General features: G+C 47.1%; 18 protein-coding genes. 9 read left to right on the forward strand and 9 right to left on the reverse strand.

Annotated features, from left to right (window positions below; genetic code table 11):
- Positions 1-272: 272 nt before the first annotated feature.
- The 4 genes from mqo to xthA all read right to left on the reverse strand — a co-directional run bounded on the left by mqo (position 273) and on the right by xthA (position 4,784).
- Complete coding sequence (gene mqo, locus B0181_RS05235) at positions 273-1,946, reverse strand: malate dehydrogenase (quinone) (protein ID WP_078276459.1); 1,674 nt, start codon at positions 1,944-1,946, stop codon at positions 273-275.
- 419 nt (positions 1,947-2,365) lie between these two features.
- On the reverse strand, positions 2,366-2,548 hold the full coding sequence (locus B0181_RS05240) for an NF038104 family lipoprotein (protein WP_078276460.1): 183 nt from the start codon (positions 2,546-2,548) through the stop codon (positions 2,366-2,368).
- 29 nt (positions 2,549-2,577) lie between these two features.
- Entirely contained in the window at positions 2,578-3,789 is a 1,212-nt protein-coding gene (gene argJ / locus B0181_RS05245; protein ID WP_078276461.1) for a bifunctional glutamate N-acetyltransferase/amino-acid acetyltransferase ArgJ, read from the reverse strand.
- A 176-nt stretch (positions 3,790-3,965) separates the two neighbouring features.
- Positions 3,966-4,784 carry an exodeoxyribonuclease III gene (xthA, locus tag B0181_RS05250; protein WP_078276462.1) on the reverse strand — a complete coding sequence of 273 codons (819 nt, stop codon included), beginning with the start codon at positions 4,782-4,784 and terminating at the stop codon, positions 3,966-3,968.
- Between the two features lie 197 nt (positions 4,785-4,981).
- Between xthA and B0181_RS05255 the strand changes: the two genes are divergently transcribed.
- From B0181_RS05255 to B0181_RS05265, 3 genes are all read left to right on the forward strand, one after another.
- Positions 4,982-5,419 carry a hotdog domain-containing protein gene (locus B0181_RS05255; protein ID WP_078276463.1) on the forward strand — a complete coding sequence of 146 codons (438 nt, stop codon included), beginning with the start codon at positions 4,982-4,984 and terminating at the stop codon, positions 5,417-5,419.
- Between the two features lie 184 nt (positions 5,420-5,603).
- Complete coding sequence (locus tag B0181_RS05260) at positions 5,604-6,317, forward strand: ABC transporter ATP-binding protein (protein WP_078276464.1); 714 nt, start codon at positions 5,604-5,606, stop codon at positions 6,315-6,317.
- Positions 6,272-7,099 (forward strand): ABC transporter permease, encoded by an 828-nt coding sequence (locus B0181_RS05265; protein WP_078276465.1) that lies wholly within the window; start codon positions 6,272-6,274, stop codon positions 7,097-7,099. Before B0181_RS05260 ends, B0181_RS05265 begins: the two co-directional genes overlap by 46 nt.
- A gap of 107 nt (positions 7,100-7,206) precedes the next feature.
- Here B0181_RS05265 and B0181_RS05270 read toward each other — a convergent pair whose 3' ends face one another.
- From B0181_RS05270 to B0181_RS05280, 3 genes are all read right to left on the reverse strand, one after another.
- The gene (locus tag B0181_RS05270; protein ID WP_078276466.1) at positions 7,207-8,061 is read right to left on the reverse strand and encodes an SDR family oxidoreductase; all 855 of its coding nucleotides are present in this window, start codon (positions 8,059-8,061) and stop codon (positions 7,207-7,209) included.
- Between the two features lie 76 nt (positions 8,062-8,137).
- Positions 8,138-9,148 carry a protease SohB gene (gene sohB, locus B0181_RS05275; protein WP_245953309.1) on the reverse strand — a complete coding sequence of 337 codons (1,011 nt, stop codon included), beginning with the start codon at positions 9,146-9,148 and terminating at the stop codon, positions 8,138-8,140.
- A gap of 132 nt (positions 9,149-9,280) precedes the next feature.
- Positions 9,281-11,167, reverse strand: coding sequence for a potassium/proton antiporter (locus B0181_RS05280; protein WP_078276468.1), 1,887 nt, complete (start codon positions 11,165-11,167; stop codon positions 9,281-9,283).
- A gap of 571 nt (positions 11,168-11,738) precedes the next feature.
- Here B0181_RS05280 and aspS point away from each other — a divergent pair.
- From aspS to B0181_RS05295, 3 genes are all read left to right on the forward strand, one after another.
- Positions 11,739-13,535 (forward strand): aspartate--tRNA ligase, encoded by a 1,797-nt coding sequence (gene aspS, locus B0181_RS05285; RefSeq protein WP_172462135.1) that lies wholly within the window; start codon positions 11,739-11,741, stop codon positions 13,533-13,535.
- Positions 13,536-13,550: 15 nt separating this feature from the next.
- Entirely contained in the window at positions 13,551-14,459 is a 909-nt protein-coding gene (locus B0181_RS05290) for a lysophospholipid acyltransferase family protein (RefSeq protein ID WP_078276469.1), read from the forward strand.
- A gap of 84 nt (positions 14,460-14,543) precedes the next feature.
- Positions 14,544-15,311, forward strand: coding sequence for a glycosyltransferase (locus B0181_RS05295; RefSeq protein WP_078276470.1), 768 nt, complete (start codon positions 14,544-14,546; stop codon positions 15,309-15,311).
- A gap of 107 nt (positions 15,312-15,418) precedes the next feature.
- On the opposite strand, the gene B0181_RS12215 is transcribed toward B0181_RS05295, so the two are convergent.
- Together B0181_RS12215 and B0181_RS05300 are read right to left on the reverse strand one after the other, a co-directional pair.
- Positions 15,419-15,589: a hypothetical protein gene (locus tag B0181_RS12215; protein WP_169835762.1), complete on the reverse strand. Its 171-nt coding sequence runs from the start codon at positions 15,587-15,589 to the stop codon at positions 15,419-15,421.
- A gap of 274 nt (positions 15,590-15,863) precedes the next feature.
- Positions 15,864-17,369 (reverse strand): DUF3360 family protein, encoded by a 1,506-nt coding sequence (locus B0181_RS05300; RefSeq protein WP_078276471.1) that lies wholly within the window; start codon positions 17,367-17,369, stop codon positions 15,864-15,866.
- 600 nt (positions 17,370-17,969) lie between these two features.
- On the opposite strand from B0181_RS05300, the gene B0181_RS05305 reads away from it, so the two are divergent.
- From B0181_RS05305 to B0181_RS05315, 3 genes are all read left to right on the forward strand, one after another.
- Positions 17,970-18,158: a DNA gyrase inhibitor YacG gene (locus B0181_RS05305; RefSeq protein ID WP_078276472.1), complete on the forward strand. Its 189-nt coding sequence runs from the start codon at positions 17,970-17,972 to the stop codon at positions 18,156-18,158.
- 65 nt (positions 18,159-18,223) lie between these two features.
- Positions 18,224-19,405 (forward strand): aspartate aminotransferase family protein, encoded by a 1,182-nt coding sequence (locus tag B0181_RS05310; RefSeq protein WP_078276473.1) that lies wholly within the window; start codon positions 18,224-18,226, stop codon positions 19,403-19,405.
- Between the two features lie 61 nt (positions 19,406-19,466).
- Positions 19,467-21,224, forward strand: a complete 1,758-nt coding sequence (locus tag B0181_RS05315) for a phospholipase D family protein (protein ID WP_242620143.1) — start codon at positions 19,467-19,469, stop codon at positions 21,222-21,224.
- Positions 21,225-21,346: the final 122 nt, after the last annotated feature.

Here is a 21,346-nt window from a genome sequence, read left to right on the forward strand (position 1 = left end):
AGACATGATAAATAAGCAAACTGTTCTTGGTAAACTTATCAAAACTATTCTTGGCGAGTTTACCAAAACCATTTAAGTTCGGTTTATTAAAACCATTTGTGGCAAATTTATCAAAACCATTCTTGATAAACCCATCAAAAGCCGTTCATGGCAAGCTTATCAAACCATAACGGTTTTATAGGCTCAAAACAGAATATTACACAAACGACAGATAAAAATAAAGGGCGATGACTCACCCTTTATTTTTGGTTTTAAACCTTCGCATTATCTCGCTAGGCTGCTGGTTTTAGCGCAGCTTCTTGCTCAGCGGTTTCTTGTGCTGCTTCTTGCTTGTTGGCAGGCTGTGCATTGGCAGCGCCATTTTTTGGTGTGTACACCAAACCAAGCGTACGGCTGGTTTCGGTGCGCACACGGTCAAGCAATGCCGCATCTTTGCTCAAATCCTGACCAAATGATGGAATGATTTGCAAGATTTGCGCATTCCATTTGCCAGCCACTTCTTCTGGGAAGGCTTTGTTCAAAAGCTCCAGCATCATGTTTGGCGATGTAGAAGCCCCCGGAGAAGCACCCAAAAGCGCACTCACTGAAGCGTCTTCAGAAACGAAAATTTCAGTACCAAATTGCAACTTGGCAGGCTCGTTTGGCAATTTTTTGATGATTTGCACACGCTGACCGCCTTGGTCTTCTGTCCAATCTTCCCACTTGGCATCTGGATAATATTTGCGCAGCTCAGCCAGCTTGTCTTCATCAGACAGCACCACTTGGCTCACCAAATATTTCACCAAATCCAAGTTTTCCAAGCCCACTGCCGCCATTGGCAAGGCGTTGTCTTTGGTGGCAGAAGCCAACAAATCGGTTTGTGAGCCATTTTTCAAAAACTTATTAGAATAAGTGGCAAATGGCCCAAACAGCACATATTTTTTACCGTTTACATAGCGAGTGTCAATGTGCGGCACGCTCATCGGCGGCGCACCAAGTTCAGCACGGCCGTACACTTTGGCGGTGTGCTGCTCTACGATTTCTGGCTTATCGGTAATCAAAAACAGCCCGCCCACAGGGAAGCCTGCGTAATATTTACTCTCTGGCAAGCCTGTCATTTGCAGCAGTTTAATCGCCGCACCGCCAGCACCGATGAACACACGCTTGGTTTTGGTGTGTGTTTCAATGCCATTACCAAGATTTTTCACGCTCACTGTCCAAGTGCCATCTTTGTTACGGCTGATGCCCGTTACTTCTGATTGCAAAGCCAGCTCAAAATTCGGCTGCTTGGTCAAATGCTCCACCAGCTGCGTGGTGATTGCGCCATAGTTCATGTCCGTGCCAAGATCCATGCGTGTGGCAGCAACTTTTTGATTTGGATCACGGCCTTGCATGGTCAAAGGCGCCCACTTGGCAATCTCGCTTTGATCTTCGGTGTACACCATGTCGCTAAACAGCGGTGAAGTAATCATCGCAGCGTGGCGGCGTTTTAGAAAATCTACGCTATCACCCCACACAAAAGCGATGTGCGGCACAGGATTGGTAAAACTTTTCGGATCGCCAAGCGCGCCAACTTTCACTTGATGCGACCAAAACTGCTTGGAAACTTCAAATTGCGATGCTGTGCGTTCGGCACGCTCAATGGCAATGCTGCCGTCTGGCTGCTCAGCAGTGTAGTTCATTTCCATAAAGCCTGAATGCCCCGTGCCTGCATTATGAAAGGCGAACGAGCTTTCTTGGGCAACTTTATCCAAGCGTTCGTACATTTGGATTTTCCAAGTCGGCTCAAGTTCCGCCAAATAAGTGCCAAGCGTTGCCGACATGATACCACCGCCAATCAGCACCATATCCACAGGCTCACCATCGGCTTGCACAGGTTTTGTGGCAACTGGACGATACAAATAGGCAATCAGCACTGCCAAAATGATGGCAAGCAAAATGCCCAGCGTGATGAGAAATTTTTTCATAAAAGTTACATTGATAAAATAATAAAAATAAAATCGGTGAAGTTTTACGCCAAACGGACAGCGCCGTGAATGACTTGCAAAACAAAAAGACTTGCTTTTCGTTTCGTGCTTGCCATGATGACACTCACCAAACCAAAACCAAGTCCTTTAGTGCGCCTATTATAAAGCAAGTTTGCGCAATTATGCCGATTGTAACAATATCGTTACCAAAAGGCTACATTGACACAAATTCTCACAATTTAATCATGTCTTTGCATGAATTTTAAATTAAATCCAGATTAAACAAAACTTAGATTAGATCGAGCAAAATAAAAAAACGCAAAGCTTGCAAGCGTTTTGGGAAATTTGTCTTGCAAGCCAAGCCAGCGGTCATTATTTTTAATCGCTGTCTTTTTAATCGCTGTTTTTAATTATGGTTTTTAGTCGTCGTCTTTTTTGCTGTCGCCCGGAATGACCGCCTTGGCAACCGCTGCCGTGCCTTTTACCACGCCTTTGGTAGTTTTATAAGCGACTTTGGCAGGCACAGTTACCACTTTATGCACGCAGCCAGACAGCGCAGACGCCCCAAAAACAAGCGCCAAAATCAGCGTAAGATGTTTCATAATAACTCCCATTTAATTAACATTATTCATCAAGACCGATAATCTGCGTTGATCTTGACGTACTCATAAGACAAATCGCAAGTATAAACCGTATCGCTGGCTTGCCCTTGCCCCAAATCAATATGCACCGTGATTTCGTCTTTTTTCATCACTTGTGCGCCGCGCTCTTCGGTATAACCGTCCGCAAGTCCGCCCGCTTGGCAAATCTGCACTTCATCAAGCGACACATTGACGGTGGATTGCGCCATTTCCACGCCAGCATAGCCCACCGCCGCCAAAATGCGCCCCCAGTTTGGGTCGGACGCAAAAAATGCCGTTTTGACAAGTGGTGAGTGCGCCACGGCATAGGCAACTTTAGCGCAGTCGTCTGTGGTTTTACCGCCTGTTACTTTTACGGTGATGAATTTGCTCGCCCCTTCGCCATCACGCACAATCAGCTGGGCGATTTTTAGCATGACTTCTTTGATGGCGTCATACACCGCCGCAAAATGCGGATGCTCGCGTGTCAGCGTATCACCCACTTTGCCAGTAGCGATGAGCGTGCAGCAGTCGTTGGTGGACGTATCGCCATCTACGGTGATGCGGTTGAAGGTTTGGTTGGTGATGTCAGCTAGGATTTCTTGCAGCAGCGTTTTTTCAATTTTCGCATCTGTCGCCACAAAGCCAAGCATCGTCGCCATATTTGGGCGAATCATGCCTGCGCCTTTAGAAATGCCTGTTACCGTATAAGCCGTGCCATCTTGCACCACTTGCACGCTGTGGCCTTTTGGCGTGGTGTCGGTGGTCATGATGCTGTGCGCTGCCGCCAGCCAGTTATCTGCTTGCAAATTAGCAAGTGCGTCATCAAGCCCTGCGATGATACGCTCGCTTGGCAAAGTCTCGCCAATCACACCTGTAGAATACGGCAAAATTTCGCTGGCGTTCGCACCTGTTTTTTGTGCCAACGCCTGACAAGTGGCATACGCTCTGTCTTTGCCGTCTTGACCTGTGGCGGCGTTGGCGTTGCCTGTGTTAATCAGCAAATAGCGTGGCGCACTTTGGGCAATGAACTCTCGCACCAGCTGCACAGGCGCGGCGGCAAACTGGTTTTGGGTCGTAACCACAGCAGTACTCGCCCCTTCGTCAATGGCAAAGACGGTCAAATCTTTGCGGTTTTGATAGCGCACGCAGGCTTCGGTAATGCCAATTTTCACGCCAGCGATGGGCAAAAGCGGCACTAAGTTTACGTTTCCAACAGGCATTTTTCACTCCTTTTTTATCAATCATCAGCTAAGCTATAAATAAATGGCTTAAGAAATGGCATTCAAACGGTACGCTGTTTAAAAACCGTTCGCAGAAACCGTTCGTGGCAAATACTCTAAAACCGTTCGCGGTGAGTTTGTCAAACCGTGAACACTTGGTAAACCCAAAACCAAAATCACGCCTTCAAATCAAAACTTGCCCAAATCGGTGCGTGGTCAGACGGCTTTTCCATACTACGAATGTCATAATTTACGCCAGCTGAGCGCACATTTTTTGCCAAATCTGGCGTGCATAAAATGTGGTCAATTCTAAGCCCACGCTTTGGTGAATCTTCAAAACCACGCGAACGATAATCAAACCAGCTTAGCGTATCGCCTTGTGGGTGCAAGGCACGATAAGTGTCCAAAAGTTCGGTGTCAAGCAGCGTCTGATACCACTCACGCTCTTCTGGCAAAAACGAGCAAGTCCCCTTGGCAAGCCAGCGCTTGGCATTGACATCGCCAATCCCCACGTCCAAATCATTAGGCGCAATATTCATATCGCCCATCAGCACAAGGCTGCGATTTTCAGCTTTGAGCTTTAAAATATAAGCCGTCAAATCAGCATAATACTTCGCCTTGGCGGGAAATTTGGTCTCGTGGCTGCGGTTTTCGCCTTGTGGAAAATAGCCGTTTAGCACGTCAATTTCTTGTCCGTCCAACTCATAGCGCGCATGGATAAAGCGTCTTTGTGCGTCTTCGTCATCATCAGGAAAACCCTTTTGCACAAAAATCGGCGCAGTCAATGACAGCAACGCCACACCATAATGCGACTTTTGCCCAAAAAATTCCACATGATAGCCAAGCTCTTCTACCATCTGCAAAGGAAAGGCTTCGTCATGCACTTTGGTTTCTTGTAAGCCCATCACATTAGGTGCGATGATGTCTTTGACGGCTTGGAGTTGGTGTGGACGAGCGCGTAGCCCATTGATGTTAAAGCTGACAAACGTAGTCATAATTTTTCCAAAGGTATTTTGCAAATTAAATAGGAATAAAGATTGATAAAACCGCCTATTGTAGCAAATTTTACGCCAGCTTAGGGAATTTTACCGTCTTTTTTGGCAAATTTTTTGACAAATTTATTGCCAAATTGCACCTGATTTTTTGCTACAATAACCCAAGCGCACAAATTAAGCAATTTAGGGGAAATCTTATGTCAATTTTTAGCACACGTTATAAAGTTTATATCAACCACACGGACGCAGGCGGTATCGTCTATCACGCCAATCATCTCACCTTTTTTGAAAATTGCCGCCGTGATTGGCTGACGTCTTTAGGTTTTGATGGCTACTTTTTTGACGATGACGGTACGGCGGCGCATGGCGGACGTGTGCATTTTGTGGTCAGTCATGCCGATTTGTCGTACAAATTGCCGCTGCTGGTAGACGATTTGCTCGTGGTGAGCATTGAAAACATGGTGAAAAAATCAGCAAGTTTGATTTTAACGCAGCACATTTATCAAAACGAAGCCGATTATCACGCTGGCAAGGTCGCAAGCGTGGGTGTGATTACGCTGGCTTGCGTGTGCAATACACCAACTGGCATTCGTCCACAGCGACTGCCTGCTGCGTTTTTAAAGGCTGTTGAGTAACGTTTTTGTGGTGGGTTTGTCAAAATTGTTCGTGATGAGCTTGTTAAACCTGACGGCTTGGCAGGCGCACGACAAAAACCACATCGCCATATTTTTTTTAAAACAATCAAATTTTTAAAACAACCCAAATTTTTAAATTCAAACATCACATTTATCGCAAATTTTAAGCAATCAGGGTATCATCATGCGTGATCGGCAGGCAGACAAAGCACGCCTTCATCAATTTAACCACTTAACTTTCAATAACTTACGCTTCACCGCAGACGAAAAACTGCTGTTAAAAGGCGTGTCTGGCAAACTTTTGGCGAATGATAAAATCGCACTCACAGGACGCTCTGGTTCTGGCAAGTCGCTGCTGCTGTCAGCTTTGGCGGATTTGTTGGCACTTGATAGCGGGCAAATTTCTTATAACGACACACCAATCGAGCAAATTATGCCAGCGAAGTACCGTGCGCAAGTGGCACTGCTCACCCAAAGCCCTGCGATGATTGATGGCACGGTTTTGGATAATTTGGCGCTGCCTTTTACCTTTCGCCATCATAAGGCACGCACACTGAATATGGATTGGCATAAGGATAAACTTGCAGGTTTTGGCAAGTCGCCAGAATTTTTGCACACGTCTGCCGATACGCTGTCAGGCGGCGAAAAGCAAATCGTCAATTTTTTACGCACATTACAGCTTAACCCCAGCGTTTTACTGCTGGACGAACCGACAGCCGCACTTGACCCACAAACACGAGAAGTTTTAACGCAAATGGTGCTGGACTGGCACACCCAAAATGCGGACAAAGGCGCAGCGTTCATTTGGATTACGCATACGCCTGAGCAAATTGGACGCCTAAACGAACAAGAATGGGTGATGGCAGATGGGCAAATGACGAAGGGAGATGGCGCATGATGTTATCGTTTTTAGATGTGCTTTTGGCGAGCTTGCTGCTTGTCATCACCATTGTGATTTCGGTAAAATTAAGACTTGGGCTTGCCAAGACGCTCATCATTGCAGGCGTGCGCACCATCGTTCAGTTAAGTTTAATTGGCTTGATTTTGGCGTGGGTGTTCGCCAGAGAAAGCGCTTGGCAAGTGCTGACAATTTTATCCATCATGACGCTGATTGCCGCTTTTGCCGCCAAGCACCGCGTTAAAAGACCTTATCATGGCTTGTTATTTGACACCATCGCATCTTTGTCGGTGGCGACAGGCGTGATTACGCTGCTTGCCATGACGCTGATTTTAAAAATCACGCCTTGGTATCGTCCGCAGTACATCATTCCTATTTTGGGCTTGATTTTAGGCAATTCTTTGACGGCAATTTCACTCACCACCAATAACCTTATCAACGACATTCACGACAAAAAATCGTTCGTCATCGCTAAGTTGTCGCTGTCCGCCACGCCTTTTGAAGCCACGCACGCCTTCATCAAAAACGCCATCGTCAATGGCATGATGCCCACCGTCAATTCTATGATGGTCGTGGGCTTGGTGAGCTTGCCGGGCATGATGACCGGTCAAATTTTGGCAGGTGCTGACCCCACGCAGGCGGTGCGCTATCAGATTGTTACCATGTTTTTTATTTGTGCTGGCAGTACGCTGGCTTCCACGCTTGCAGCTCTTTTGGTGGTAAAACGCTTTTTCAACGCACGCGGACAGCTTGTCATTCCTGAAATTAAGCATAAGCACTAGCGCAACTTTACTAACCAAATTTTAATGCTTAAACAAATTCAAAAAGCCGCATCATCAGCGGCTTTTATTTTGGTAAAGATTACAAAAGTAAAGTTGCAAAGCAAGAATCACAAAAATTTTGTAATCACACGCAGCGGCAGATATTTCATGCCAAGACCAATCGGCAGCCACGGCCACGCAGGCACATAGGCTTCATCAACTTTCGCTTCAATTGCCTTGACAATCACGTCCGCACCTTCATCTTCTTCCACTTCAAACGGCAGATATTTTGCGCCAATGTTCAAATCGGTGCGCACATAGCCCGGAAAAATCGTGGACACATGAATCGGCAGTTTTTCGGTGATGGTATCGGCACGAATCCCTTCGGCAAGTGCGGCAATGCCTGCTTTGGCGGCGGCATAGGTCGTTAAGTGGCGTGGTAAACCGCGCACCGCTGACATACTAGAAATCACCACCAAATGACCGCTGTTTTGGCGGCGGAAAATCTGCATGGCGGCTTCACATTGCGCCAAAGCAGCGATAAAATTGGTCTCGGCAGTGGCACGATTGATGTTAAAACGCCCATGCCCAATCACACGGCTGTCGCCCACGCCCGCATTGACAATCACCTTATCCAAGCCGCCGCACTCTTCGGCAAAGGCTTCAAACACGGTGAACACGTCATCATGCACGGTTACGTCCAGTGCTTTGGTGTGTACACGCACGCCAAATTCTCGCTCAAGCTCGGCTTTTAAAGCATCCAATCGCTCCAAGCGTCTGGCGCAAATCGCCAAATCATAGCCCAAAAACGCAAATTTGCGCGCCATTGCCGCCCCAAGTCCAGAGCTTGCACCTGTGATGAGTACGGTTTTACCATCGCCAATACCACGAATTTTATTTAAGTCTTTGATTTTATTAAATTGATTGGCGATTTTGCGTCCAAATTTATCAACTTTTGCAAACGCTTCTTCTAGTTTTTTCATAGAGTTTTGTCAGTTTGTGATGATTGTTATTTAAAATTACAACTTCGTGCGGTTTATGTCGCTATCTTAAGGACGCTTAAGGACGGCTTAATTTTGCCAGCAAATCAGGCACCGCACTGACAGCTTGCTCAAATGCGCCCTTGATGTTGGTGTGCAATTGCTCCGCCAAGCCAAGTTTTTCGGCAAGTGTAGGTTTGCTGCGTGATTGCAATAAAAATACATTGCACTTATCAAGCAAAGACACCAAATACGCATCAGACGTGCCAATTTCATCAATCAAGCCCAACGCCAAAGCGTCCGTGCCAAACCAAAACTCGCCAGTCGCCACTTTTGCCACGTCCAGTTTTGGGCGGTGCTTGGCAACAAATTCTTGGAATAGCACATGAATGCGCTCAAGGTCGGCTTGGTATTTGGCGCGGTCGTCATCGCTGTTTTCGCCAAACAAGGTTACGGTGCGCTTATATTCGCCTGCGGTGAAAAGCTCATAATCAATGTCGTGTTTTTGTAGCAATTTGTGGAAATTTGGCAGCTGCGACACCACGCCAATGGAGCCAATCACGCCAAAATCACTGGCAATGATACGATCGGCAGTACACGCCATCATATAGCCACCGCTGGCTGCGATTTTATCCACGCACACCGTCAAAGTCAGTCCTGCCGTCTTTAAGCGTGCAAGCTGCGCCGCCGCCAAGCCGTACGCATTGACTTGACCGCCACCACTTTCTAGGCGCACCACCACTTCATCGCCTGCTTTGGCGGTGCTTATAATGGTGCTGATTTCATCACGCAAATGATTAACAGCGCTTGCTTTGATGTCGCCTTCAAAATCCAGTACAAACACGCTGCGTGCGTCTTTGTCCAGCGTGCTGTCGTCTTGGTCTTTTTCTTTTAATTCTTTGCGTTTGGCGCACAGCTTGGCGAGTAAAGATTTACCTTTTTCGTCTTTGGCATTAAAGGCTTTTTCTAGGTGTTCTTTACGTTCTTTTTGGACGCGGTTTAGGTGAATGATTTGTAATTCAACAGGCTTTTTAGCAGAATGAAACAGCATGAATTTTCCTAAAAATACTTTTACAAATGACTTAAAAATAACCGTCAAAAACCAATTTACAAAATGGCTGAAATGGTTTTGAAAAACAGCTTTTAAAAAATGGTTTCAAGCGATTTAAAACTTAGCTGCATGGCGCAATCATCACGCCAAAGCCAGTTTTTATCGTAAAACTTAAGCCGCACCAGTTTTTGGCGTGCTGCTGCGTTGCAAGTTTTTAAGACCGATACCACGCAGCTGCCCTTTGGTGCTGACATCACGCACAATCAAAGACCACGCATCGTTTAGGCGCACTTCATCGCCCTTGACAGGCTCGGTTTTAAAATGCGACAGCATGAATTCTTCTACCGTCATATCCTTAGCTTCGGTCAAAGTGGCAATCAACTCATCATCAATGCCAGACAGCCCCACCGCATCAGGCGGCACAGTCAGCACGTCAATCGCATTGGCGACAGATTTGCCAAAGCGGTTATTGGCAAGTTTGCTTTGCTGCTGCGAGCATGTCGCCAAATTATAAAATGGCAAATCGGCAATACGAACGTGCGGCGACAGCAGCCAATCGCCATAAAATTCGCTGTTTTTTTGGTATTGTGTGGCAGAATTATTAAAAATCTTGGCAATGCTTGCCGCATAATCGCCCGCCAGCGCATACCAGACGATGTCGCCCACTTTTAGCGTGGTGTCTTCGTTCACCGCCACACGGCGCTCATTGCGCACCAAGGCAAACAGCTTAATTTCAGACGAACTGAACTTAGACGACAGATTTTTTGGGTGGCGACCGATGGCAAATGCGCCATTTTTCACTTCAAATTCATACAAAGTAATGTTCGCTTGATCGCCCACCCAAATCTCATGCTCGGCTTTTGGCTCAGCGTTGGTTGGTACCCACACCTTAAACAGACGCGCCATAAACGGAATGGTCGCCCCTTGAGCCAGCAAAGATAAAATCACCACACCAAAGGTGATGTTAAACGCCAAATCCGCACCCGGCACCGCCATCATCACAGGGATAATCGCAAGGGTAATCGGCACAGCGCCGCGCAAACCCACCCACGAAATAAAGCCGATTTCACGCATGGCAAAACCAAAAGGCAATAGCGATGAAAACACCGCAAACGGACGCGCCACAAACAGCAAAAACAAGAAAATAATCAGCGAATAATGCCACACTTCCAGCATACTAGACGGCACAACCAAAAGTCCCAGCACCACAAACAGCACCGCCTGCGACAGCCACGCAAAACTGTCCATCACACGCAAAACGTGCTCGGTGGCGCGCACTTTGGTGTTGCCAATCACCACACCTGCCAAATACACCGCCAAAAAGCCGCTACCACCCAAAAGATTGGTTGCGCTAAACACCACAAAGCCTGCCGACATGATTAAAATGGCGTACATACCTTCTGCCAAGTGTACTTTTGGTAAAAGTTTTGATAACGCCCAACCAGACAGCACACCCACAATCAGACCAATGCCAATTTGCCCCACCAACGTCAGCAAAATATCGCCCACCGTTTGGCTGGCAGGGTCAAGATTAAAGGCGATCATCACCGTTACCAGCAAAATCGCCAACGGGTCGTTTGCGCCAGATTCAATCTCAAGCGTGGACTGCACACGGTCGTTTAGTTTTACGCCGCCATTTCTTAGCAGACTAAATACCGCCGCTGCGTCCGTTGAGCCGACAATCGCCGCCATCAAAAGACCCAAGCGCCAATCAATATTTAAAAGCCAAGTGGCAAACAGTCCCAGCGCAAACACCGTGGCAAGCACGCCCCAGCTGGCAAGCGTTACCGCAGGTTTTAGCCCCACACGAAACGATTGCAAGGACGTGCGCAAACCGCCATCAAGCAAAATACACGCCAACGCCGCCTGACCGATGAAGTTTGCCAGATTGTACTCGGCAAATTGAATGCCCAGCACACCTTCTTCGCCAGCCAGCATACCCACGCCAAGAAAAAACAGCAACAAAGGCACGCCCAAACGTGCCGACAGCGTTGTGGTCATGATGCTGGCAAAAATCAGCACCGAAGCCACCAAATATAAAATATTGAGCGTGTCCATTGGTTGTAAAATACTCTCCCGATTTAGGTTTTAGTTGGTGAAAATTTATGAAAAGTGATTAAATAAATGGTAAAAATAATAAATGCTAAATTTGCCACTAACTACAAACGTTTTACCAAATCCTTACTGATAAGTTTTATTACACAGCGCATAAAATAAATTTTACTAAGCGCTTATCAAGCATCGGTGCAAAACATCAGTAAAATCAGTCCGTTTACAAAAATTTTAGCAAGCGTGCTATCCTATCACACTAGCGAATTTTTCGCCACCATCACACGCCCACAACGCCAAAATTTTACACTTATGCTACAAACAAGCAAACAAGATTTAGATTGGCCAAAAAACAGCTAAACATTCAGCCAAAAGCTAGGTTTAAAATGACGCCATCAATTCCTTGCGTAAATCCATTTCACGCACAAAAAGCTACAAAAATGTACAAAAATCCTTTAAAGACATCTTGCGCCAAATCCAATTACAAGGCATAATACAGTGTTTAAAAATGTTTTTGTGGCAAAACTGCCCACAACCAATCAAACAACCAAAGAAAACGTATTAAATAAGGCAATTTTTTATGATGCGTAGTCATTACTGCGGTCTTGTAACCGAAGCACTTACCGATCAAACCATCACCATTGCAGGCTGGGTTCATCGCCGCCGCGACCATGGTGGCGTGATTTTCCTAGACATGCGAGATCGTGAAGGCTTGCTACAAGTGGTGATTGACCCTGACACCCCAGAAGCCTTTGCCACTGCGGACGCAGCCCGTTCTGAATACCTGCTAAAAATCACAGGTCGTGTGCGTCGCCGTTATGAAGGCACAGAAAATGACAACATGACCAGCGGCAAAGTTGAGCTTTTGGCAAAAGAGATTGAACTGCTTGCCAAGGCTGACACACCGCCATTCCCATTAAATGACGAAAACATCAACGTTTCTGAAGAATTGCGCCTAAAATATCGTTTCTTGGATATGCGCCGCCCAGAAATGCAAGAGCGCATGAAGTTTCGTGCCAAAGCGACTTCTGTCATTCGCCGCTACCTAGACGATCACGATTTCTTGGACGTAGAAACGCCAATTCTAACTCGTGCTACCCCAGAAGGCGCGCGTGATTACCTTGTGCCATCACGCACACACCAAGGCGAGTTTTTCGCCCTACCACAATCACCACAGCTGTTCAAGCAGCTTTTGATGGTGTCTGGCTTTGACCGCTACTATCAAATCGCCAAGTGCTTCCGTGATGAAGACTTGCGTGCTGACCGTCAGCCAGAATTTACACAGGTGGACATTGAGACATCGTTCCTATCTGACGATGAAATCATGGACATCGCTGAAGGCTTGACCAAAACTTTGTTCAAAACCATGCTGAACGTGGAATTTGACACTTTCCCACGCATGACTTATGCGGACGCCATGAAGTATTATGCGTCTGACAAGCCAGATTTGCGCATTCCACTAAAACTGGTGGACGTGGCAGACATCATGCAAAACGTAGAATTTAAAGTATTCTCAGGCCCTGCCCAAGATCCAAAAGGCCGCGTGGTTGCCCTGCGCATTCCAAATGGCGGTGAAATGAGCCGTAAGCAAATTGACGAATACACCAAATTTGTCGGCATTTATGGCGCAAAAGGCTTGGCTTACATCAAAGTCAATGACGCAAACAACATCAACAACGGCGTGGACAAAGAATCAGGTCTACAATCACCAATCATCAAAAACATGACCGATGATGTGCTGGTTGAGCTGATTCAGCGCACCGAAGCCCAGTCAGGCGACATCATTTTCTTTGGTGCAGACAAAGCCAAAGTGGTGAATGATGCCATGGGCGCACTGCGTGTGAAGATTGGCACAGACCTTGAAATGTTCACTTGCGAATGGGCGCCTTTGTGGGTTGTGGACTTCCCAATGTTTGAAGAAACTGACGATGGCAAGTGGACTTCGGTACACCACCCATTCACACGCCCAAAATGCTCGGTAGAAGATTTGAAAAACAATCCAGAAACTGCGCTGTCTATCGCTTATGACATGGTGCTAAACGGCACGGAAATCGGCGGCGGTAGCCTGCGTATCAACACCGTAGAAATGCAAGAAGCAGTATTTGACGCACTGGGTATCACTAAAGAAGAAGCCGAACTGAAATTTAAGTTCCTGCTAGAAGCCCTGCGCTTTGGTGCGCCACCGCACGGTGGTTTGGCGTTTGGTTTGGATCGCTTAATCATGCTGATGGTGGGTGCAAGCTCAATCCGTGATGTAATCGCCTTCCCGAAAACCAAAACTGCAGAATGTCCGCTGACCGAAGCACCTGCTGAAGTGGACAGCAAGCAGCTGCGTGAACTTGGCATTCGTGTGCGTGAAAAAGAAAAAGCGCAATAACACACGCCATTTATGATGTTCGCTTGGCTAAAGTTCGTGCCAATGTCCGTGCTGACGACAGTGGCACGCATGGCAGCAATCTTGGCAAGAAATGCGAATGCCAGCATTTATCGCAGCATTCACACCAATCTTGCCTTGATATATCCTGCCATGCCAGACGATCAGCGTGATGCGCTTGCCAAAGAAGCACTCACCAATCAGCTCATCAGCACAGTGCATAGCGCCAAAAGCTGGGCAATGCCGCCTGCTTGGTCTGTCGCACAAATTAAAGACGTGCATGGTTTTGACATCTTGCAGCGCGGTCTTGCCAACCCCAAAGGTATGCTCGCTGTGGTGCCGCACATTGGCACATGGGAGATGATGAATGCGTGGATTAACCAATTTGGCAAACCCACCATCATGTACAAGCCATCAAATAACGTAAAACTTGATGAATTTGTGCTACAAGGCAGACAAAGGCTGAATGCAACGCTCGTCCCAACGGATGGCAGCGGTGTTAAGGCGATTTTTAAAACCTTAAAACAAGGCAGCTTTAGTGTGGTGCTGCCTGATCACGTGCCAGACCGTAACAGCGGTGAAATTGCGCCTTTTTTTGGCGTGCCGACTTTGACAGGTACGCTCGTGCCAAAACTCGCCCATAAAACAGGCTGTGCGCTCGTTGGCTTGGCGTGCATTCGCCGTACTGATGGACAAGGTTTTGATGTGTTTTGCTATGATTTGGCAGACCCAAACCTTCGTGATGCCGACATTTACACCGCAACATCTGCGCTCAATACCGCCATGCAGCGCATGATTGAGCCGCACCTTGCGCATTATATGTGGGGTTATCGCCGCTTTAAATTTACCCCTTTTGGTGAAAATCCGTATTTACTGCCCTTTGATGAACTGCATAAATTAGCACTCAAACATCATGCCAATGGGTAAAATTTTGTTTAAAATCAACAGCAAATCTTAAACTTACCAAACAAGCCACACAAGCCAACTCATCAAAAACCAAAGAGAAACGCCATGACAGAACCGACTAGCACTCATGCCGACACCAATTACGTCATCTGCATGAAATGGGGTACAAAATATGGCGCTGAGTACGTCAATCGCTTGTATAACATGGTTGAGCGTCATCTGACCCTGCCGTTCACCTTTGTGTGCTTGACAGATGACAGCACTGGCATTCGCCCAGAAGTGGTCTGTTATCCCATTCCAGAGCTGAATTTGCCGCCAAATCTGCCTGAGCGTGGCTGGAAAAAACTCACCACTTTTAAGCCTGATTTATACGATTTAAAAGGCACGGCACTATTTTTGGACATTGATTTGGTGATTGTGGATAATATTGACTGCTTTTTCACCCACAAAGCTGAGCATGACGACAGTGTGATGATTATCCGCGACTGGAAAAAACCTTGGCGCATGGTGGGCAACAGCTCAGTGTACCGCTTTAAAGTGGGCTATAACACCTACCCAAATTTGCTAAGCTTTTTTGAGCAAAATTTCGCCAAAATTCGCACCGAAGTACGCCACGAGCAAGCATTTTTATCCAATTATCTGCGTGAACATCACCATTTGGAATATTGGGACAGCTCATGGTGCGTCAGCTTTAAATACCACTGCCTGCGCAAAATCCCTTTGGCGTATTTTATGCCGCCCAAAAAGCCTACTGGCGCAAAAATCGTCGTTTTTCATGGGGAAATCAATCCGCCAGACGCCATCAAAGGCGGCGGCGGTAAATGGCACCGCTATGTTTTGCCAAGCGAATGGATTAAGCAGGCGTGGCGATAAATGCACCCAACGTGGTAAACAAATTACACCACTAAACTTAAAAACCCCACAAAAAAGCCCCATCAAACGATTGGGGCTTTTTTACATAAAATCAGCTTGTCATAAAATCAGCGCTTAAACATATCTGCTTGGCGGTGTTTTTTGACGTATTCAATCATGCAATCACGCAGCAGCTGACTTGCGGTGCGGTTATTGTCTCGTGCCGCCTGCTTGAATTGCTCCACCAAGTTTTTGTCTACACGCATATTAAATGTGGTTTGTTCGTCATGTGCTGCCATGATTATCGCCTTTTGGTTTGTTATTCTTACTCTAGCTTGCGGCTCAGAGCCTAAAATTAAGGCGCTAATTATAGCAATCCTTAAAGATTTTGCAAGTGCTTTTTCGTTGATTTGGCATTTGTGGTATGCGTCCTGCTTACCAAAAATTCATCGCTATTATCAGTCCAAGACTGTCTTTTAAACCGCAATTTAGCCAAACTTAAGCCGCAATCAGGCTACAATCAAACCAAAAAAAACGCCCGTAAAATTACGAGCGTTTTGGTGTCAAATCTTACTACACACGGAACTGCGGCAGCAATGCAGGCACGCCGGGGAACATACCCACCAAGCCCATAGACAGACACAAGATGATAAAGCCTACCAAAGGAATGATGACACGCCCAGACAAGCCCAAATCACGGCTGCGCTGTTTATCGCCAATCAAGCCAAGGTTATCAAGCAGCATGGTCAAAGACCAGCCAAACACAGGGTTTACCAGCGCAGAAGCGAATACCACGATGGCTGCCGACTGCGTGGTTTTGCCCTTACGCGTCATTTCCATGCCAGCTTCAAGCAGTGGCACAAACACCGCCACAATCAGCGCTGTGCTTAGTACAGGCTGCCAAATCGCCAAGTCCATCGGATAGCCCCAAATGGCGGCAATGATACAAAAGACAGCTGTCAATACCGCACCTGCTGGAATTGGACGCTTGGCAATCGCCGCTGGCACGATGTAAGTACCCCACGATGAAGTGAAGTTTGCACCGCCCATCACTGAGCCTGCGATTTGGCGCACCGAACAGCCGACCATCGTGTCGTCAATGTTCATATAAGTGCGCTCAGAACGTGGCGGATAGCTGATTTTTTGGAACACTTGATGACCCAAGCAATCAGGCGACCACATGGCAACTGCCAACACCGCAAATGGGAACACCACGATAAACGCTTTTAAATCAGGTAAGCCCAGCGTCCAGCCTGTATTCTCGCCCCACCAATACATTGGGTTCATTGGTGGCAAGCCGGGCGCAGTTTTAAATTCAAAAGGCGCACCCAAAGCAAAGGCAAGCAGACCCGCCAAAGTACAGCCAATCGGCACCGCCAGCCAGCGTTTTTGCCAATGCTCAAGCAGTGCATACATGACGATGGTGGCAATGATAATCACAAAAGCGATGTGCGGCAAGCCAATGCCTTCTGCCCACGCAATCATATTTTTCACCTGCCCAATCGTACCGACAAAGCCAAGGTATAAAAGCAGACCGCCTGCCACACCATTACTGGTGAGCCTCGCCATCAAACTGCCGCCCTTAAACAGCGCCAGAATGATACCAAACACACCAATCAGCACACCGAATGCCAACGGGTGTCCGCCTGCCGCCACGACGATAGGAATCAGCGGAATCAAAGGGCCATGCGTACCTGCCAAGTTTGACGTTGGCAATAAAAAGCCAGACAGTAATAGCACGATGATACCGGCAATGATCATCTCATAGCGCACGTTTTCAAGGACGAACGCCTCGCCCAAGCCCAGCGGTGCTGCAAATGCTGCCGCCATTGCGCCCACCATCACGATTTTACCAATCGTGCCTGCCATCGCAGGAATGGTGTCTTCAAATTCAAAACGGTAATCTTTAAAAGGTAGGTTTGGTCGCCAACGCTTTGGCTGCATGATTTGCAGCTCGTGGCTCAGATATTCATCACGGCTGGCAAATTCTGAGCTTGGTTTGTGCAATTCTTGGTAGCTTTTGCCACCTAAATCACTCAAAACCCCATTGCCTGCGACTGAATCTTCAACTTGACTCACAATTTTACTCCTTAATCATTGTGAACGTCGCCGCACGTTCGGCATTTTCATCATCTGTGATGCCAAAATTGCCTTATAAACGTGCGAAAAGGTAAGAAGCGTTTTGACTAAGGCTTTGAAAAATATACGAATTTGGCTTAAAAAAGCAATGGAAAATTCGCTGATTTTTTAAAGCGGTATTGACAGCGCAAATACAGCCGCCAAAACATCAAAACGCCACCAAGCAAAAGACTTGGTTTAGCGTGCGTGATTATAGCTTGCTTTTTTGTTTCTGTCATGTATTATTTTGATGATTTTAAAAATTCATGGCGGATTTTTACGCGCACGCCTTGACGCGCACGCATCGCCCTACTTTATATCAACCCCACAAAAAGCACGCCACACTTGATAAACACTGCTTGTTTAGACAATTTGATGTGGTTTTGCACGGTGAAACTATCATTAAATTTTATGCTTTATATTTTGTAAAATGATGTATTTTTGGGTGCTGATTTGGTATAGTGTAAGATTAAATTTGCACCGCCATTTTAAAGCAAATGCTTAATTACAAAACCGCTTTTAACAATCACTTTTCATAACAATTTTAAAAACAAGCAAACCATGACCGCCATCACCACTTACCCTTGCCCAACCTGCCAAAAACCAGCCACTTGGACAGACAATCCCAGCCGTCCGTTTTGTTCAGAACGCTGCAAACTCATTGATCTTGGCGCATGGGCAAGCGAAGATTACAAAATCGCCACTCAAGACACGCCTTTTAGCGATGAATTGAGCGAAAATCAGCACTGACTTAAATTTGTAAAAACAGCGACAAGAAACAACCTTCATAAAAACATTTTAATCAAGGAAAATCCATGTCTTATTTAATGCCAACTTACGCCCGCCAGCCTGTGAATTTTGTGCGTGGCGAAAGCTCTTATTTGTATGACGAGCAAAATCGCGCCTATCTGGACGCTTTGACAGGCATTGCGGTGTGCGGGCTTGGGCATTGCCACCCTGCCATCACCAAAGCAATGCAAGAGCAAGCCGAAACGTTGGTGCATACCAGTAATTTGTTCGGCATTCCATGGCAAGAAAAAGCAGGCGAGCTTTTGTGTCAAGCGGCAGGCATGGAAAAAGTGTTTTTCGGCAATTCTGGCGCAGAAGCCAATGAATGCGCCATCAAATTAGCACGCCTTTTTGCCCATAAAAAAGGCTTGACACACCCAAAAATCATCGTCATGCAGCACGCTTTTCATGGTCGTACGCTTGCCACAGTGAGCGCCACCGCCAACCCAAAAGCGCGCGAAGGCTTTTACACGCTAGACGATGATTTTATCCGTGTGCCGTTTAATGATGTGGTGGCGGTAGAAGCACTTGCCAGTGATAAAGACGTATGCGCCATTTTGGTTGAGCCGATTCAAGGCGAAGGCGGTCTGCACTCCCCTGACGCTGGCTATTTAAAGGCACTTGAGCAGCTTTGCCATGACAACGACTGGCTATTCATGCTGGACGAAGTGCAAACGGGCAACGGTCGCACAGGCAAATATTTCGCCTACCAGCACACAGACGTGCGCCCTGACGTGCTGACTACCGCCAAGGGCTTGGGTAACGGCTTTCCTGTGGGTGCGTGCATGGTGGCAGGCAAGGCGACTAAGCTTTTTGGCGTAGGTTCGCACGGCTCAACCTACGGCGGCACGCCTTTTGGCAGCCGTGTGGTGTGCGCTGTCTATGAAACGCTGACACCGCAAGTGTTACAAAACGCCCACGATAAGGGCGCTGCCATTCGCCAAGCGGTGCAAAATCGCTATGCTGACAAAGGCGTAACCTTGCGTGGTGTTGGCATGATGATTGGCATTGTCTTGCCAGAAAATATGGATTGCAGCGGCATTGTGGCACACGCACTGAATCAGTACCGCTTGATTTTAAACGTTACTGGCGGTAATGTCATTCGTCTTTTGCCAGCACTGAATCTCAGCGATGCCGACACTGACGAGCTCATCACTCGTCTAAGCGCACTACTGGACGATGTGTTTGCAGGTGAAGTTGGCGCTTAAAATAGACAAAACTTGGCAACCGAGCGGATTAAATAAGATGGCACGGCAAATTTGTGATTTTTTGAACAATTCCACCAAGGCAAATGCTTTGGTGGTACGCCCTGCCGTTTTACCAATGTGTTTTAGTGTTAAGGTGTTTTCAATCGCATTAAGTGCCTTTATTTTGGCAGGCTGTCAAAGTTTGCCAAGCAATCCGCACTTGCCAAAAAGCGTTGCGCTGACACAAACGGCGCAGCAGCTTAATGCGCAAAGTCTTAGTAATTACAACGAAAGTACAAAAAATACACAATACGCTCAAAACTCAATTTCAAATTTACCGCCAAAGCAGGCGACAAATCCGCAAAAAACGCTGAGCGTTTCTGAGCAATTAAACGCTGCGGTGGACGAGCAGCTTGCCACCCATCACGCCAGACAATCGGGCTATTATCCGATTTCTACAGGGGCAAACGCCTTTGCTGCGCGCAGCATTTTGTCTGATATGGCGGCGCACACCATTGATGCACAATACTATATTTGGCACAATGATGAAGCAGGTCAGCTTTTGATGAAGGATTTGTGGGAAGCTGCCGAGCGTGGCGTGAAAGTGCGCCTGCTTTTGGACGACATGAACGGCTCACCTGCACTGGACGAAGCACTGGTGCAATTTGCCAAGCATCCAAACATTGCCGTGCGTCTGACCAATCCGTTTTTGTATCGCACGGCGCGCGCCATCAATTTTTTCACCAATCCTGCACGCATCAACCGCCGAATGCACAACAAAAGCATGACTTTTGACAATCGTCTAAGCATTGTGGGCGGACGCAACATCGGCAACGAATATCTGAACAACACAAACGATAACGCCTTTGCTGATTTGGACGTGCTGCTGATTGGTGCGGTGGTGCATGACATCAATGCAAGTTTTGAGCATTATTGGAATTCGCCCAACAGTTACGACATTGAAACGCTGACACAGCCTACACAAACGGACGTTTTGGCATTGCTAAACGAAGCCACACTTGCTGAAATCCAGCAGGGCAAACAAGCTGACGCCAGCGCCAAAGCTCTGCGCACTTATCGTACTGCCGTGCAAAATTCCACCATTGGTAATGATTTGCTCCAAAACCGCGTGCCGTTTCGCTGGGCGAACATCACCTTTGTAGCAGACCCTGCCGATAAATTGCAAAAACACAGCAATGCGGACGCACATTTGGTGGAGCAGCTGCGCCATGCCTTTGGCACGCCCACCAAAAATCTTAGCGTCATTTCATCATACTTTGTGCCGACCAAAGACGGCGTGCGCACTTTGGTAAATCTTGCCAAACAAGGCGTGGACGTGCGCATTTTGACCAATTCATTTGGTGCAACTGACGTGGGCGTGGTGCATTCAGGCTATGCACACTGGCGAAAGCCTTTACTCAAAGCAGGCGTAAAGCTCTACGAGCTAAAACCCACCGCCCAAAACGAAGCCGCGCAAGACAAAAAATTCTGGCGCTCACCGCAAAGCACCACAAGCCTGCACGCCAAAGCCTTTGCGGTGGACGAACACCATGTGTTCATTGGCTCTTATAACATCGACCCACGCTCAGCCAACATCAACACCGAGCTTGGCGTGGTGATTGACGATCATCGCCTAGCCCAGCAGCTGCATCAGGCGCTGGCAAGCGATAATCTACTCAATGTCGCCTATGAAGTGCGCCTAAACGACAAAAACCGCCTAGAATGGCACACCAACCACGAAGGCAAACCCATCGTCTTTAATAAAGAGCCTGACACTACTTTAAAAGACCGTGCAGGTGTCAGCATTTTGGGTGTGCTGCCGCTGGATTGGTTGTTGTGATGGTAGCATTTATTACTTAATTGATTTTGTCTTTATTTCATCTTTGATGATTTCATCAGTCAAATTTCCACCTTTAAAAATCCATTCCCACACCACCACAAATAACCTTTCATTCCAATCAT

The sequence above is a fragment of the Moraxella caviae genome, from assembly GCF_002014985.1.
Classification (GTDB): domain Bacteria; phylum Pseudomonadota; class Gammaproteobacteria; order Pseudomonadales; family Moraxellaceae; genus Moraxella; species Moraxella caviae.

Bases quoted from the DNA above. Each gene is read 5' to 3' on its own strand.
- mqo (WP_078276459.1), bottom strand. From the start codon at position 1,946: ATGAAAAAATTTCTCATCACGCTGGGCATTTTGCTTGCCATCATTTTG.
- B0181_RS05240 (WP_078276460.1), bottom strand. From the start codon at position 2,548: ATGAAACATCTTACGCTGATTTTGGCGCTTGTTTTTGGGGCGTCTGCG.
- argJ (WP_078276461.1), bottom strand. From the start codon at position 3,789: ATGCCTGTTGGAAACGTAAACTTAGTGCCGCTTTTGCCCATCGCTGGC.
- xthA (WP_078276462.1), bottom strand. From the start codon at position 4,784: ATGACTACGTTTGTCAGCTTTAACATCAATGGGCTACGCGCTCGTCCA.
- B0181_RS05255 (WP_078276463.1), top strand. From the start codon at position 4,982: ATGTCAATTTTTAGCACACGTTATAAAGTTTATATCAACCACACGGAC.
- B0181_RS05260 (WP_078276464.1), top strand. From the start codon at position 5,604: ATGCGTGATCGGCAGGCAGACAAAGCACGCCTTCATCAATTTAACCAC.
- B0181_RS05265 (WP_078276465.1), top strand. From the start codon at position 6,272: ATGGGTGATGGCAGATGGGCAAATGACGAAGGGAGATGGCGCATGATG.
- B0181_RS05270 (WP_078276466.1), bottom strand. From the start codon at position 8,061: ATGAAAAAACTAGAAGAAGCGTTTGCAAAAGTTGATAAATTTGGACGC.
- B0181_RS05280 (WP_078276468.1), bottom strand. From the start codon at position 11,167: ATGGACACGCTCAATATTTTATATTTGGTGGCTTCGGTGCTGATTTTT.
- aspS (WP_172462135.1), top strand. From the start codon at position 11,739: ATGATGCGTAGTCATTACTGCGGTCTTGTAACCGAAGCACTTACCGAT.
- B0181_RS05290 (WP_078276469.1), top strand. From the start codon at position 13,551: ATGTTCGCTTGGCTAAAGTTCGTGCCAATGTCCGTGCTGACGACAGTG.
- B0181_RS05295 (WP_078276470.1), top strand. From the start codon at position 14,544: ATGACAGAACCGACTAGCACTCATGCCGACACCAATTACGTCATCTGC.
- B0181_RS12215 (WP_169835762.1), bottom strand. From the start codon at position 15,589: ATGGCAGCACATGACGAACAAACCACATTTAATATGCGTGTAGACAAA.
- B0181_RS05305 (WP_078276472.1), top strand. From the start codon at position 17,970: ATGACCGCCATCACCACTTACCCTTGCCCAACCTGCCAAAAACCAGCC.
- B0181_RS05310 (WP_078276473.1), top strand. From the start codon at position 18,224: ATGTCTTATTTAATGCCAACTTACGCCCGCCAGCCTGTGAATTTTGTG.